At 49.5% G+C, this 14870-nt stretch carries 14 protein-coding genes and 2 pseudogenes; 8 read left to right on the forward strand and 8 right to left on the reverse strand.

Annotated elements, in window-relative coordinates; all coding sequences use genetic code 11:
* Complete coding sequence (gene dadX / locus OGV38_RS01135; RefSeq protein WP_049269119.1) at nt 1–1071, reverse strand: catabolic alanine racemase DadX; 1071 nt, start codon at nt 1069–1071, stop codon at nt 1–3.
* Nucleotides 1072–1083: 12 nt separating this feature from the next.
* Complete coding sequence (locus OGV38_RS01140; protein WP_181500327.1) at nt 1084–2382, reverse strand: D-amino acid dehydrogenase; 1299 nt, start codon at nt 2380–2382, stop codon at nt 1084–1086.
* Between the two features lie 322 nt (nt 2383–2704).
* On the opposite strand from OGV38_RS01140, the gene OGV38_RS01145 reads away from it, so the two are divergent.
* A complete protein-coding gene (locus OGV38_RS01145; RefSeq protein WP_003833557.1) occupies nt 2705–4237 on the forward strand; it encodes a SpoVR family protein in 1533 nt (510 codons plus the stop codon).
* Between the two features lie 75 nt (nt 4238–4312).
* Here OGV38_RS01145 and fadR read toward each other — a convergent pair whose 3' ends face one another.
* Complete coding sequence (gene fadR, locus OGV38_RS01150) at nt 4313–5032, reverse strand: fatty acid metabolism transcriptional regulator FadR (RefSeq protein WP_016153370.1); 720 nt, start codon at nt 5030–5032, stop codon at nt 4313–4315.
* Nucleotides 5033–5268: 236 nt separating this feature from the next.
* On the opposite strand from fadR, the gene nhaB reads away from it, so the two are divergent.
* The 4 genes from nhaB to OGV38_RS01170 all read left to right on the forward strand — a co-directional run bounded on the left by nhaB (nt 5269) and on the right by OGV38_RS01170 (nt 9720).
* Nucleotides 5269–6813: a Na(+)/H(+) antiporter NhaB gene (gene nhaB, locus OGV38_RS01155; protein ID WP_029139569.1), complete on the forward strand. Its 1545-nt coding sequence runs from the start codon at nt 5269–5271 to the stop codon at nt 6811–6813.
* A gap of 141 nt (nt 6814–6954) precedes the next feature.
* Entirely contained in the window at nt 6955–7485 is a 531-nt protein-coding gene (gene dsbB / locus OGV38_RS01160; RefSeq protein ID WP_003844060.1) for a disulfide bond formation protein DsbB, read from the forward strand.
* Nucleotides 7486–7595: 110 nt separating this feature from the next.
* Nucleotides 7596–7937: a TehB family protein gene (locus OGV38_RS01165; RefSeq protein ID WP_016153372.1), complete on the forward strand. Its 342-nt coding sequence runs from the start codon at nt 7596–7598 to the stop codon at nt 7935–7937.
* Between the two features lie 640 nt (nt 7938–8577).
* The gene (locus OGV38_RS01170; protein ID WP_286472857.1) at nt 8578–9720 is read left to right on the forward strand and encodes a hypothetical protein; all 1143 of its coding nucleotides are present in this window, start codon (nt 8578–8580) and stop codon (nt 9718–9720) included.
* Between the two features lie 120 nt (nt 9721–9840).
* On the opposite strand, the gene OGV38_RS01175 is transcribed toward OGV38_RS01170, so the two are convergent.
* Both OGV38_RS01175 and OGV38_RS01180 read right to left on the reverse strand, forming a co-directional pair.
* A complete protein-coding gene (locus OGV38_RS01175) occupies nt 9841–10023 on the reverse strand; it encodes a hypothetical protein (protein ID WP_109017597.1) in 183 nt (60 codons plus the stop codon).
* Nucleotides 10010–11077: pseudogene (locus tag OGV38_RS01180) on the reverse strand (IS3 family transposase). Before OGV38_RS01180 ends, OGV38_RS01175 begins: the two are co-directional and overlap by 14 nt.
* Before the next feature lie 73 nt (nt 11078–11150).
* Here OGV38_RS01180 and OGV38_RS01185 point away from each other — a divergent pair.
* Nucleotides 11151–11639: pseudogene (locus OGV38_RS01185) on the forward strand (tyrosine-type recombinase/integrase); the annotation flags it as partial.
* Here the strand turns inward: OGV38_RS01185 and ycgN are convergent.
* From ycgN to OGV38_RS01200, 3 genes are all read right to left on the reverse strand, one after another.
* The gene (ycgN, locus tag OGV38_RS01190) at nt 11636–12082 is read right to left on the reverse strand and encodes a cysteine cluster protein YcgN (protein ID WP_016153373.1); all 447 of its coding nucleotides are present in this window, start codon (nt 12080–12082) and stop codon (nt 11636–11638) included. The pseudogene OGV38_RS01185 and the gene ycgN overlap by 4 nt on opposite strands.
* Nucleotides 12083–12174: 92 nt before the next feature.
* Complete coding sequence (locus OGV38_RS01195; protein WP_016156786.1) at nt 12175–12834, reverse strand: fumarylacetoacetate hydrolase family protein; 660 nt, start codon at nt 12832–12834, stop codon at nt 12175–12177.
* A gap of 69 nt (nt 12835–12903) precedes the next feature.
* Entirely contained in the window at nt 12904–13197 is a 294-nt protein-coding gene (locus OGV38_RS01200; protein WP_016153375.1) for a YcgL domain-containing protein, read from the reverse strand.
* A gap of 126 nt (nt 13198–13323) precedes the next feature.
* Here OGV38_RS01200 and minC point away from each other — a divergent pair, with 126 nt between their 5' ends.
* Nucleotides 13324–14031, forward strand: a complete 708-nt coding sequence (gene minC, locus OGV38_RS01205) for a septum site-determining protein MinC (RefSeq protein WP_016153376.1) — start codon at nt 13324–13326, stop codon at nt 14029–14031.
* Between the two features lie 23 nt (nt 14032–14054).
* On the forward strand, nt 14055–14867 hold the full coding sequence (gene minD, locus OGV38_RS01210; RefSeq protein WP_003020956.1) for a septum site-determining protein MinD: 813 nt from the start codon (nt 14055–14057) through the stop codon (nt 14865–14867).
* The last annotated feature ends 3 nt before the right edge of the window (nt 14868–14870 follow it).

Consider the following 14870-nt stretch of genomic DNA (forward strand, 5'->3'; position numbering starts at 1 on the left):
TTACACCGTCACAACCGGCACGCGCAGCGCCAGAGAACACATCAACTCGTAGCCCACCGTACCCGCTGCGCTGGCCACATCGTCAATTTTAATCTCTTTGCCCCACAGCTCTACCGGCGTCCCGATCCCCGCCTGCGGACACGGTGTCAGATCTACCGCCAGCATATCCATTGAGACCGTCCCCACCGTTGTAGTGCGTACGCCGTCCACCAGCACCGGCGTTCCGCTTGGCGCATGGCGCGGATAACCGTCTGCATACCCGGTCGCCACAATGCCAATACGCTGCTCGCCACTGGCGGTATAGCGTCCCCCGTAGCCCACCCGGTCTCCTGCTTTCAGCGTCTGTATGCCGATTATCTCACTGCTCAGGGTCATGACCGGTTTCAGGCCAGTATTGGCGATGTCCCGCCACTGTCCCGAAGGTGACGCGCCATACAAAATAATGCCCGGGCGCACCCAGTCATAATGTGCTTCAGGGTGCCACAGCGTGGCGGCCGAATTGGACAGCGACCGTCTGCACTCCAGCCCTTCTGTCGCCTGTGCAATCCGCGCCATGGCGTCCTGAATACCTTCCGGGTGCTCCGCATCTGCAAAGTGGGACATCAGCGTCATTTCACCGACGTTGGGCATTGCCCGCAGCTGTTGCCAGACCGTTGATATTCTTTCCGGTAAGAAACCCAGTCGGTTCATGCCGCTGTTCACCTTCAGGTAAACATCCAGCGGCGCGTTGAGGCGCGCATTCTGCAGCGCTTTTAATTGCCAGTTACTGTGTACACAGGTGGTCAGACGATATTTGTCATACACCATCAGGTCTTCGGCGTGGAAAAATCCCTCCAGCATGAGTATCGGGCCTTTCCACCCGCGCTCACGCAGGGTTATCGCTTCTTCAAGATTGAGCATGGCAAAACCGTCGGTTGTGCCCAGCGCATTCCAGACACGTTCAATGCCGTGTCCGTATGCATTGGCTTTCACCACCGACCAGACGCGGGCGTCCGGCGCGGCCTGGCGGGTAATGGTCAGGTTTTGTTTCAACGCCTGCAGGTCAATGCTGGCCAGTATCGGGCGAGTCATCTCACGTCCTTATCAGTTATGTGCGCCATGTAAATGCCGTGGACGAGATGGGGTAAACCCCGGGCTGTAACGCGCCACGCTCAGATCGTCGTAAGGAATGGCTGGTGTGCGGCCTGACAGAATGTCGCTCAGCAACTGACCCGAACCGCAGGCCATGGTCCAGCCCAGCGTGCCGTGGCCGGTATTAAGCAGTAGATTCTTAAAGCGCGTTCGCCCGATCACTGGCGTACCGTCCGGCGTCATCGGACGCAGCCCGGTCCAGAAGGTTGCCTGCTCCACATGCCCACCGCGTGGGAAGAGATCGCGGACGACCATCTCCAGCGTCTCACGACGGGGTTGCAGCAATTCCGTATTGAAGCCGACAATCTCCGCCATGCCGCCAACGCGAATACGTTTATCAAAGCGGGTAATGGCGATTTTGTAGGTTTCATCAAGGATCGTTGAAACCGGCGCGCCGTCATCTTGCGCCACCGGAATGGTCAATGAATAGCCTTTGAGCGGATAGACCGGAATATCAACGATCCCCTTCAGCATCGCCGTAGAGTACGAGCCGAACGCCATTACATAGGCATCGGCTTTGACTATCTCCTCGCCACACTGAACGCCATAAATCTGCTCACCATCGCTCAACAGCTTATCGACCGGAGTATTAAAGCGAAATTTCACACCCGCCTGCTCCGCCATCAGCGCCAGACGCTGGGTAAACAGCTGGCAGTCACCGGTTTCGTCATTCGGTAAACGCAGACCGCCGGTCAGCTTGTGTGCCACTTCCGCCAGCGCCGGTTCAACTTCCGCCAGACGGCTTGCTTCCAGGAGCTGATACGGCACGCCGGCGTCTTCGAGGACGGCGATGTCGCGGGTCGCGTTCTCATACTGTTGAGCGGTACGGAACAGTTGCAACGTTCCGCCCTGGCGTCCTTCGTACTCGATACCGGTAGAGGCGCGTAGCGCTTTCAGGCAATCACGGCTGTATTCCGCCAGTCGCACCATCCGGACCTTGTTTTCCATGTAATGGCTGGTGTCGCAGTTACGTAGCATCTGCCACATCCATTTCAACTGGAACTGCGTCCCGTCGAGGCGAACGGCCAGCGGCGCATGGCGCTGAAACATCCATTTAATTGCTTTAAGCGGTACACCTGGCGCCGCCCAGGGTGCTGCATAACCTGGAGAGATTTGCCCCGCGTTCGCCGCACTGGTTTCCAGTGCCGGACCGGGCTCACGATCAATGACGGTGACATCGTGTCCAGCCTGACTTAAGTACCAGGCGCTGGTCACGCCAACGACACCACTTCCCAGTATGACAACTCGCATAGCCACTCCGTTAACAGTAAAAGAACAATCATCTAATTACATCTTGATAACTCAGTTGAAAATATTATTCAACATATGGCTTTTTTATGGTGACTTATCTCACATATGGCGGTGATGGCGGGGAACTCCCTGCTTTGGTATCTCCTGCTGTGCGTTATTTTTATCCAGCATAAAATTTTGCGGCCATACCGTTTTTCGACGCCTCGCTAACAAGAAATCGCAAAGAAAAAAATTCAGCCGCAGCACGTTTTTTAACACCATGATCTATGCTTGAAATGAGGTACTCCAGACAGAGAGTGCCGCCAACAATGAGGGTGCGCGAATGGCTACGATTGATTCCATGAACAAGGACAGCACACGGTTAAGCGATGGACCCGACTGGACGTTTGATCTGCTGGATGTCTATCTGGCGGAAATAGACCGCGTGGCGAAACTCTACAGACTGGATACCTACCCGCACCAAATCGAGGTGATCACCTCCGAACAAATGATGGACGCTTACTCCAGCGTCGGGATGCCAATCAACTATCCTCACTGGTCGTTTGGTAAAAAATTTATTGAAACCGAGCGTTTGTATAAGCATGGTCAGCAGGGGCTGGCCTATGAGATTGTTATCAACTCCAATCCGTGTATCGCGTATTTGATGGAGGAGAACACCATCACCATGCAGGCGTTGGTGATGGCGCATGCCTGCTACGGACATAACTCCTTCTTTAAAAACAACTATTTGTTCCGTAGCTGGACGGATGCCAGCTCCATCGTCGATTACCTGATCTTCGCGCGAAACTATATTACCCAGTGTGAAGAGCGTTACGGCGTGGATGAAGTCGAAAAGCTCCTCGACTCCTGTCACGCGCTGATGAACTACGGCGTGGATCGTTACAAACGCCCGCAAAAAATCTCCCTACAGGAAGAGAAAGCCCGACAGAAAAGCCGTGAAGAGTATCTGCAAAGCCAGGTAAATATGTTGTGGCGTACGCTGCCGAAGAAAGAGGAAGAGAAAACCGTTGCGGAAGCCCGACGTTATCCTTCTGAACCGCAGGAGAACCTTCTGTACTTCATGGAGAAGAACGCCCCGCTGCTGGAATCCTGGCAACGCGAAGTGCTGCGCATTGTGCGCAAGGTCAGCCAGTATTTTTATCCGCAGAAACAGACCCAGGTGATGAACGAAGGGTGGGCCACTTTCTGGCATTACACCATCCTTAATCACCTTTATGACGAAGGTAAAGTCACCGAACGGTTTATGCTGGAGTTTTTACATAGCCATACCAACGTGGTATTCCAGCCGCCGTACAACAGCCCGTGGTATAGCGGGATAAATCCCTATGCTCTGGGTTTTGCCATGTTCCAGGATATTAAACGAATTTGTCAGTCGCCTACCGAAGAGGACAAATACTGGTTCCCGGATATAGCAGGTTCTGACTGGCTGGAAACCCTGCATTTCGCGATGCGCGATTTCAAAGATGAGAGCTTCATCAGCCAGTTCCTGTCACCGAAGGTTATGCGTGATTTCCGCCTGTTCACCGTGCTGGATGACGATCGTCATAATTATCTGGAGATTTCCGCGATTCACAACGAGGAAGGATATCGTGAGATCCGCAACAGGCTGTCGTCGCAATATAACCTGAGCAACCTTGAGCCGAATATTCAAATCTGGAATGTCGATCTGCGCGGCGACCGCTCGCTCACCTTGCGCTATATTCCGCATAATCGCGCTCCGCTGGATAAAGGACGCAAAGAGGTGCTCAAGCATGTGCACCGGCTCTGGGGTTTTGACGTGATGCTGGAGCAGCAGAATGAAGACGGCAGTGTGGAACTGCTGGAGCGTTGCCCGCCGAGGATGAACGGTCTGTAAATCTTATTGCCGGATGGCGACGCGAAAACGTCTTATCCGGCCTACAATGCATTTCGTAGGCCGGATAAGCTGCGATTAGCGCCCCTGAATAGCTAAATCGCCCGGCAGGTTTTTCTGCATACGATGCCAAATCTCGCCGCTGTCGTGACCATAGCGACGCACCGTTTCATATACCTGCTCATGAGCACCCTGATCACAAAGTTCTGACAGCTTACGGTAAAAGCTCAGCGCCAGCGCGCGGGCTTCCGGATTGGCGAAATAATGGCGGCCAATGCGGGTATATAATCCCTTCATTCCATTGAGGATCAAACCGTAAATCGGATTGCCAGAGGCAAATGCCAGACCGCGGAAAATGTTATAGTCCAGATCGGCGAACGCATCAGCATGGTCGGCCACCTGATTTGCCGTTGCCAGAACCTCCTGCGCTTTATCAGGATGCTGGCGAAACGCGGTACGAACAAAGATCGTCGAGATGTTGGTACGCACGGACAGCAGATTATCAATAAGCTGCGGCACGCTCTCGTGATCGAGACGCGCCAGCGTTTCAAGGATATTTAGCCCGGAGGTTTCCCAGAAGTTATTCACCTTCGTCGGCTTGCCGTGTTGAATGGTCAACCAGCCGTCCCGCGCCAGACGCTGTAATACCTCGCGTAACGTGGTACGTGTCACTCCAATCAGTTCAGAGAGTTCACGTTCAGCAGGCAAAATAGTGCCAGGTGGGAAGCGGTTATTCCAGATACTTTCAATGATGTACTCTTCCGCGAACCCAGCCGGGCTTTGCGCCTTAATGACCATAGTGATAATTCCATTACACAGCAAAACATAGTTACAGTTATCATACCAGACGGGCTACATGGCTGATAGCTGACGCAATGAAGAAAAAGTGGATCAAGGCTTCATTTTCCAGATTACGCTGAAGCACAGCCAGCCTTGTCCGTCGCGTGAATAGCTTGCCTGTACTCCCTCCTCCTGCTAAGCTTTGCGGTCAAACATAAAAACATGATTTCATTTTTAAAGGTAGGGAAATCACCATGGAGCTATCATGGGGCCGCGCTATGTGGCGCAATTTTTTAGGTCAATCACCTGACTGGTACAAACTTGCACTACTCGTATTCTTAGTCGTTAACCCGGTTATATTTTTCATCAATCCCTTTATTGCGGGCTGGCTGTTGGTGGCCGAGTTCATTTTTACGCTGGCGATGGCGTTAAAATGTTACCCGCTGCTACCAGGCGGGCTGCTAGCCATCGAGGCGGTCATCATCGGCATGACCAGCGCCACACATGTGCGTGAAGAGGTTGCCGCTAACCTTGAGGTGCTATTGCTGCTGATGTTTATGGTGGCTGGCATCTACTTTATGAAGCAGTTGCTGCTGTTTATTTTCACCCGCCTACTGCTTACGATTCGCTCCAAGATGCTGCTGTCGCTGGCATTTTGCGTTGCCGCCGCCTTCCTTTCTGCATTCCTGGATGCGCTGACCGTCGTTGCCGTGGTAATCAGCGTAGCGGTTGGTTTTTATGGTATTTACCATCGCTTCGCCTCTTCCCGCACGGAAGACAACAATATGCTCGATGATAGCCATATCGATCAGCACAATAAGGTCGTACTGGAGCAGTTCCGTGGTTTTCTGCGCAGCCTGATGATGCATGCGGGTGTCGGTACGGCGTTAGGCGGCGTAATGACTATGGTCGGCGAACCGCAAAACCTGATTATCGCCAAAGCGGCTGGCTGGCATTTTGGTGACTTTTTCCTGCGCATGTCGCCGGTCACCGTCCCGGTGCTGATTTGCGGCCTGTTAACCTGCATGCTGGTTGAGAAATTGCGCTGGTTTGGCTATGGCGAAACGCTGCCGGAGACCGTCCGCGATGTCCTGCAACAGTTTGACGATCAAAGCCGTCAGCAGCGTACTCGTCAGGAAAAAATCAAACTGATTGTTCAGGCGATTATCGGTATCTGGCTGGTGGTTGCCCTGGCCCTGCATCTGGCGGAAGTCGGATTAATCGGTCTGTCCGTCATTATCCTGGCCACGTCGTTGACCGGCGTTACTGACGAACACGCGATTGGTAAAGCGTTTACCGAGTCGCTGCCTTTCACTGCCCTGCTAACCGTGTTCTTCTCTATCGTTGCGGTGATTATCGATCAACAGCTCTTTTCACCGATTATTCAGTTTGTTTTGCAGTCCTCTGAACATGCTCAACTGACGCTGTTCTATCTCTTTAACGGCCTGCTGTCTTCTATCTCTGATAACGTGTTTGTCGGCACCATCTACATTAACGAAGCCAAAGCCGCGTTGGAACATGGGACCATCAGCCTTAACCAATTTGAGCTGTTAGCGGTGGCGATCAATACCGGGACTAACCTGCCTTCCGTTGCTACACCAAACGGCCAGGCGGCATTCCTGTTCCTGCTGACCTCTGCGCTGGCACCATTGATTCGACTCTCTTATGGCCGCATGGTGTGGATGGCTCTGCCTTATACTCTCGTCCTGACGCTGGTTGGTCTGCTTTGCGTCGAGTTCACGCTTGTTCCGGTGACTGAGTGGATGACCCAGGCGGGCTGGTTAGCTACACTTTCATAACAATTTACCGGGCAAATCACTGCCCGGTTTGACTTTTTGCATGATAATTATCCGATTACTCAAATTTTCAATTCCTGCTAGTGGCGCATAAATTGAATTGGTTTAAACTGCGCTCTCTACGCATGTTGCAGGGAAATTATTATGTTGCGATTTTTAAACCAGTGCTCCCGAGGTCGTGGTGCATGGTTATTGTTGGCGTTAACCGCCTTTGCGCTGGAGCTTGTCGCGCTGTGGTTCCAGCACGTCATGCTGCTAAAACCTTGCGTGTTGTGTATTTACGAACGTAGCGCATTATTTGGCGTGATGGGCGCGGGGCTGGTGGGGGCTATCGCACCAAAAACGCCGCTGCGCTATGTGGCGATGATTATCTGGATTTACAGTGCCTGGCGCGGACTTCAGTTAGCGTATGAGCACACCATGATTCAGTTGCACCCATCACCGTTTATGACCTGTGATTTTGCCGCACGCTTCCCGAGCTGGCTGCCGCTGGACAAATGGCTGCCGCAGGTGTTTTTAGCATCCGGTGACTGTGCTGAACGCCAGTGGTCTTTTTTAACCCTGGAAATGCCACAGTGGCTGTTGGGGATCTTCGCCGCTTACCTGGTGGTCGCCGTGCTGGTGGTGATAGCACAGCCGTTTAAACCGAAAAAACGTGACCTCTTCGGTCGCTAACAGAGACGCTCCTTCGGGAGCGTTTTTTTTGCCTTAAATTCATTGCCTGCTGGCATCTATAAGATGTATATTAAATACATCTTATAGATGCCACACCAAGGAGATGTCTGATGTCCCATTTACGCATCCCGGCAAACTGGAAAGTAAAACGCTCTACTCCCTTCTTTACCAAAGACAACGTCCCGGCAGCACTTCTTTCTCACCATAACACCGCAGCAGGCGTGTTTGGACAGCTCTGCGTAATGGAAGGTACGGTAACGTATTATGGCTTTGCCAATGAAGACGCAAAAGAACCTGAAGTGAAAGTGGTGATTAATGCCGGTCAGTTCGCAACCAGCCCACCGCAGTACTGGCATCGCGTTGAATTAAGCGACGATGCGCAATTCAACATTAACTTCTGGGTGGAAGATGACAACCACTCCGATGAGATGTATCAGGCGAAAAAGTCTTAACCCTTAACGCCTGCTAATCGATGGGCGGCTCAGTCCGCCCATGAAGGTTTGTTCAGAATAGGCGGCACTATTAAATTATTGTGCGTCGAAGTGAACCGAAAGCAGTCATAAAGCAGAGTATTAGCGCAAGAAGAATCACCACCTTAGAGGTTTTGAGTTGTTTTGCGCTAATTTTTTGCCCCATCCATGCCCCATCACTCTTTACATTTTTGAAAAAAATGGCAAAGCCTAGCAAAGTTATGAGTGTCTCATATCTGAGTGAAGTCTCTATGCAGTAAGCTCAGGCCATTCAACGTCCGAATCTTTTGTTGTATCAACGCGCATGAACAAATTCCATGTACTTTTTCCATTCCGATAACCATTTGCATCATCAACTTGCGACCGCGGCTATGGATGAAGGTCAAATGTTGGTGCATAATACTCAGCATTTCATAATGTTACTATATAGGTTGGATCGGTATAATTTATGCCTTTAAAGTTAGATGGTAAAGTAAACTATAAATATATATACACATTAACATCATTTGCATTTATGATATTTTGCACGATGATGTTCTATCCTGGATGGATGAGTGTTGACTCTACTATTCAATATAATGAATCCCTTACTGGTCATTATAATTCATGGCAACCAGTGATAATGGCATGGTGGTGGGGTAAGTTAAATTTAATCGACTCAGGACCGGGTATTTTCCTTATTCAAAATCAGATCTGTTATTGGCTTGGTCTTTACCTGTTATCTATGACTCTGCACAGAAGAATCGGGTATTTATCTGTTGCGGTGTTGATTGTCGGCGCTGCCCCGCAAGTTCTTCTTGTTACCGCTCAGATATGGAAGGATGTCGTTTTTTCATCACTGATGATTTTAGCAATTGGACTAACATTTAATTCAATTGAGAATAAATTATTCTCAATCACAAGGCTGATTGTTTTAGTTGTTATAATGTCACTTGCATGCGGAAGTAAAACTAATGGGATACCAGTAGCATTGGTAATCATGGCGTGGTGGTTTTATTACGACGATAATTGTAAAAATGTCGTAAGAAAGCTTTCACTTTACATTGGGTCAAACGCCATCATTATATTGCTTCCTGTTATTATTGTTAGCACTCTTAATGTTACAAAGACATCACCATTGCAATATATCCAAAGCTACGATTTACTAGGGATGGGCATAGCAGAAGGTGAAGTTCTTCTTCCTGATTATATTGTGAGAAAAGTCGGCATTGATAAAGAGAATGCAAAGTCGTTTTATTGGGCCGGAAGCAATAACTTAATGTTTTACGGTACTAAGGCTGGAAACCTTACATCAGTTGATGATTCTGAGGTTAGTGCGTTAAGTAAGAAATGGATGCAGGAGATAATGAATAGCCCATTAACCTATCTTAATGTAAGACTTGATACATTTAGAGAATTACTCAGGGTTGGCAGTGGGACTCCTGCATGGGTTGTGCAAGAAGGTAGCGTAGAAAACCCTTGGGGAATTAAATTCTCACCTAACAAGGCAAGCTCACTGTATATGGAAACGATAAAATCGATGCCATATATCTACCTGCCATGGATTTATTTACTTCTTTCTTTGATGTCAACAATTGCATTTCTTTTTACTAGAAATGGGATAAAGAGTATAGGCCTGTTGCTGGGAATATCATGCTTCATATTTGCAGCGCCTCATTTCTTCATCACACCTGCATCTGACTACAGGTATCTTCATTTCTCCATCCTGTGCGCTATGATTCAATTTGTCATATTGCTTGGTTTCATGATCAAGATGGATAAATGAAAAAAAACTTCTATCGCTATTACATTATAGAGGGTTAATAAACCTACTCAGGAATGGCAGGCTATACTGGTTTAGATGTGTCTAAGCGCATTAATTCTAACCAGTAAACCTGCCATTTAATTAAATCATCGTCCTCTGTTTCTTTTCCTCTATCAGAGGCGTATTCCTCAATTCAATCTCCTCGTCTGCAATTTGTTTCAACCTCTTCTGCTCGGCCTCTGTCTGGGGAATGAGCTCTTCTAATGTTTTCTCTGGCAGCTCAGTGATTGATACTGTAAATAGACCCGTTTTAGTTCCATGCATTTTTTGAGATCCCGGTCAAATAATAGTGTTGTCGGTATTCCTCCGGTGTCATATTGTTCAGTGATTCATGCGGGCGTTCACAGTTATATTCTGATAACCATTTCTCCGTGATTTCCCGCACTTCATTCAGCGTTCTGAACAGATAAAAATCGAGTATTTCTGTACGGTATGTCCGGTTAAAGCGCTCAATGAAAGCGTTCTGCGTCGGCTTACCTGGCTGGATAAATTCCAGTTTTACTGCATGTTTCTCTGCCCATTCAGCCAGTGCCAGAGAGATAAATTCCGGACCATTATCCATGCGCAGCATGACCGGATACCCGCGATTTGCCGCGATCCTGTCGAGTACACGGACCACTCGCTGAGATGGCAGATTCAGATCGATTTCAATCGACAACGCCTCACGGTTAAAGTCATCAACGACATTGAACGTGCGAAAACGACGGCCACAGACCAGGGCATCATGCATAAAATCGACAGACCAGCTCTGATTCAGCGCTTCCTGCGTGGCCAGTGGCGAGGGATTACGCACCGGCAACCACTGTTTGCCCTTTCGGCGAAAATTCAGTTTCAGCAGACAGTAAATACGGTGGATCCTTTTGTGATTCCACGGGTATCCCTGCCGCCGCAAAACCTGAAAAAGTTTCGGAAAACCGTATCGTGGGTATCGCTCGGCCACTGCCTGCAACGCGACAATAACGGGTTCGTCACGCGTGGTATCCGGACGGTAATGGTAAACCGTTCTGCTCAGGTTCAGACTCCGGCAGGCCTGACGGATACTGAGTCCAAATGTCGTTATCAGATGAGTGACCAGCTCACGCTTAAAGGCTGGTTTTAAAGCTTTTTTCGATAACGTCTTTCAGCGCCCGGTTCTCATCCTCAAGATCCTTGATTTTTTAATATCAGAAGCCTCCATACCGCCGTATCTGGACTTTCAGTTGTAGTAGGTGGCTTCAGAGATACCGGTCTCCCGGCAGACATCCTTAACAGTTCGTCCGGTTTCAACCGACTTAATCACGGCGATGATCAGATGCTCAGTAAAACGGGCTTTACGCATAGCGATCTCCTTTGTTGGCAGATTGATTATGCCGGAGGATCTCTAAATGTGAATGGCACGATTATGCGGGATACTTACACTTACTACCCCGGCTACCGAGGCACTAAAAAGCCAGATGGCTTACACCAGGATGGGGAAACAACACCAGATAGACGTTCACCTCAGAGAGTTTGGCAGAACTTGCCGGGATGAATGCACATTTGTTTTTGTTCTTAGGTTAACGGCAAGGAATGGTAAAAGAGGTGAATGGTATTCGCCCGGGTCATTCTCAGGAACGTGGAACAACATATTAAGAAGGAGCGGCATTCCGCACCGCAAGTCATATGAGTCTCGACACACATATGCTTGCTGGGCATTAAGCGCCGGAGCCAACCCCAACTTCATTGCGGCTCAAATGGGGCATACGTCAGCACAGATGGTTTACAGCGTTTACGGTAAATGGATGAAAGACAACAATGACAACCAACTGGCAATATTGAACGCTAATTTTGGAGGTAATGCCCCACAGATGCCACATGCTCAAAACGAGAAGAAACAAAACCATTTAAACTCATGTAGTTAGTCCGCCCATGAAGGTTTGTTCAGGATATGATCCTGCCAGTCACGCACTTCCGACTCTTTCACCGCAATATGACGAACCGAGATACGTTCACCGTGCATCGCCGCTTTTGATCCTGTCAGCAACGGGTGCCACTCCGGCAGCCCTTTTCCTTCTGCGAGCAGACGATAGGCGCAGGTCATCGGCAACCATTCAAAAGTCGGCAGATTATCACGCGTCAGTTTGATGCAGTCAGGCTCGTACTCGAATCGACGTTCGTAATTACGACACTGGCAGGTTTTAATGTTGAGCTGACGACAGGCGACGTTGGTAAAGTAGATTTCGTCAGTGTCTTCATCCATCAGCTTATGCAGGCAGCATTGACCGCACCCGTCACATAATGACTCCCACTCGGCATCGGTCATTTCATCAAGGGTTTTACTTTGCCAGAAAGGTATGTCGCTCATCAGGGTTTCCGCTATTGCAATAAAGCTGCACCTTATAACCAGTCTGGCACGCTGATGCAAGTTTTGCCGCCCGAAAAGGCGGCAAGCAGAGATTACAGCACGCGGGTTGTTAGCGTTTGACCGTGAAAACTGATGGCCAGTTCGTCGCCGCTGCTTAAAGGTCCCACGCCTGCTGGCGTTCCCGTTAGCACCACATCGCCCGCTTTGAGGGTAAAGAAACGGCTCATATAAGCAATCAAGGGAACGATGTGATGGATCATGTCCGCCGTGGAGCCGTGCTGGCGAGTTTCACCGTTGACCGTTAATCCAAGCATCGTATCCTGCGGATCGCCATTAAATTCCGCCACCGGAATAAATCCAGACAGCGGGCAAGAGTTATCAAAACCCTTCGCTTTTTCCCATGGCTGCCCCGCCTTCTTCATTTTGCCCTGAATATCGCGCAGGGTCAGATCCAGCGCGACACCATAACCGGCAATGGCTTTGCGCACATGATCTTCTGTCGCTTGCCGCAGGGTCGCGCCAATCAGCACAGCCAGCTCAACTTCATGGTGGACAGACCCCATATCAGATGGGATCACCAGCGGCTGGCGCAAATCGCACAGCGCGGTTTCCGGTTTAATAAACAGAACCGGTTCTTCCGGGGTAGTTCCACCCATCTCTTTAATATGGTTGGCATAGTTACTCCCTACGCAAACCACCTTACTCACCGGATAATCCAGCAGAGCACCATGCCAGTTGTGATGTTGATACATTACTTTCCCCTAACGTAGTCATAGATTTCAGGTACTGCATCGATGGAACGTGCTGCTGCCGGATGCAGTTTAACGTTTAGCGTCTGGTGTATTTTGTTTTGCCGCTGCCAGATGCTGTTTAAGTAAATCTTCTGGCGGCGGGGGTATTTGTAAATAATAGCCCTGCTCAGTCAGGGCCTGTTTTACTTTTTCAAGATCGGCATTAACTAATTTTTTACGCCCATCAAGCGGTAACATCATTGCCAGCGTCGGCTGACCAAATCCTCTCATCAGTTCTTCAGGAACGCGCGAGAAATCGTCTTTTTTTTCGACATATAAATAGGTCTGGTCACGTTTGCTGCTTCGGTAGATCACACAAAACATATCTTTTACTCTGAATTCACGGAATGGTGGCTTGCCTCAATATAATACTGACTATAACATGCCTTATAGTCTTCGGAATATCACCCCGCGCTGGGGATGATAAATAGCAAATTGAGTAAGGCCAGGATGTCAAACACGCCAATCGAGCTTAAAGGCAGTAGCTTCACCTTATCAGTGGTTCATTTACATGAAGCAGAACCCGAGGTTATTCGTCAGGCGTTGGAAGACAAAATCGCGCAGGCACCGGCTTTTTTAAAACATGCTCCCGTGGTGGTTAACGTGAGTGGTCTTGAAAGCCCGGTAAACTGGTCAGCGCTGCAGAAAGTGGTCGCGTCTACCGGATTGCGCATTATTGGCGTTAGCGGATGCAAAGACGCCAGACTAAAGGCAGAAATCGACGAAATGGGTCTTCCTTTACTGACTGAAGGTAAAGAAAAAGCTATTCGTCCTGCGCCTGTTGAGGTCCCGGCTCCCGTCGCTCCGCCGCAAAACGTTACTCCCATCACAAAAACACGATTAATAAATGTGCCGGTTCGTTCCGGTCAGCGCATTTATGCTCCACAATGTGATCTGATTGTTACAAGCCACGTCAGTGCGGGCGCAGAGCTTATCGCTGATGGCAATATTCATGTTTATGGAATGATGAGAGGCCGTGCGCTGGCAGGTGCAAGCGGCGATCGTGAAGCGCAAATTTTTTGTACCCATCTGACGGCAGAACTGGTGTCTATCGCAGGTGTTTATTGGCTGAGTGATAAAATCCCAGCAGAATTTTATGGCAAAGCGGCCCGTCTGCAATTAGCAGAGAACGCTTTGACAGTTCAACCGTTGAATTGATCCCTTTTTAACAAGGAATTTCTATGGCACGCATTATTGTTGTTACTTCGGGTAAAGGGGGCGTTGGCAAAACCACCTCCAGCGCGGCCATCGCTACAGGTTTGGCCCAGAAGGGAAAGAAAACTGTCGTTATTGATTTTGATATCGGCCTGCGTAACCTCGATCTGATTATGGGTTGTGAACGCCGCGTCGTTTACGACTTCGTCAACGTTATTCAGGGCGATGCGTCGTTAAATCAGGCGTTAATCAAAGATAAGCGTACCGAAAATCTCTTTATTCTTCCGGCCTCACAGACTCGCGATAAAGACGCGCTGACGCGTGAAGGCGTCGCGAAAGTTCTGGACGACCTGAAAACGATGGAATTCGATTTCATCGTCTGCGACTCCCCGGCGGGTATTGAAACCGGCGCGCTGATGGCCCTGTATTTTGCCGATGAAGCGATTATCACCACTAACCCGGAAGTCTCCTCTGTACGTGACTCTGACCGTATTCTGGGTATTCTGGCGTCGAAATCTCGTCGTGCGGAAAACGGTGAAGATCCGATTAAAGAGCATTTGTTGCTGACGCGCTACAACCCTGGCCGCGTAAATAAAGGTGACATGCTGAGCATGGAAGACGTACTGGAAATTCTGCGAATCAAGCTGGTTGGCGTGATTCCTGAAGATCAGTCAGTCCTGCGCGCGTCTAACCAGGGTGAGCCGGTTATTCTCGACATCAATGCTGATGCCGGTAAAGCCTATGCTGATACCGTAGACCGTCTGTTGGGAGAAGAACGTCCTTTCCGCTTCATTGAAGAAGAGAAGAAAGGTTTCCTCAAACGCCTGTTCGGAGGATAAGTT

This window comes from Citrobacter sp. Cb080 (assembly GCF_030334745.1).
Classification (GTDB): Bacteria; Pseudomonadota; Gammaproteobacteria; order Enterobacterales; family Enterobacteriaceae; genus Citrobacter; species Citrobacter braakii.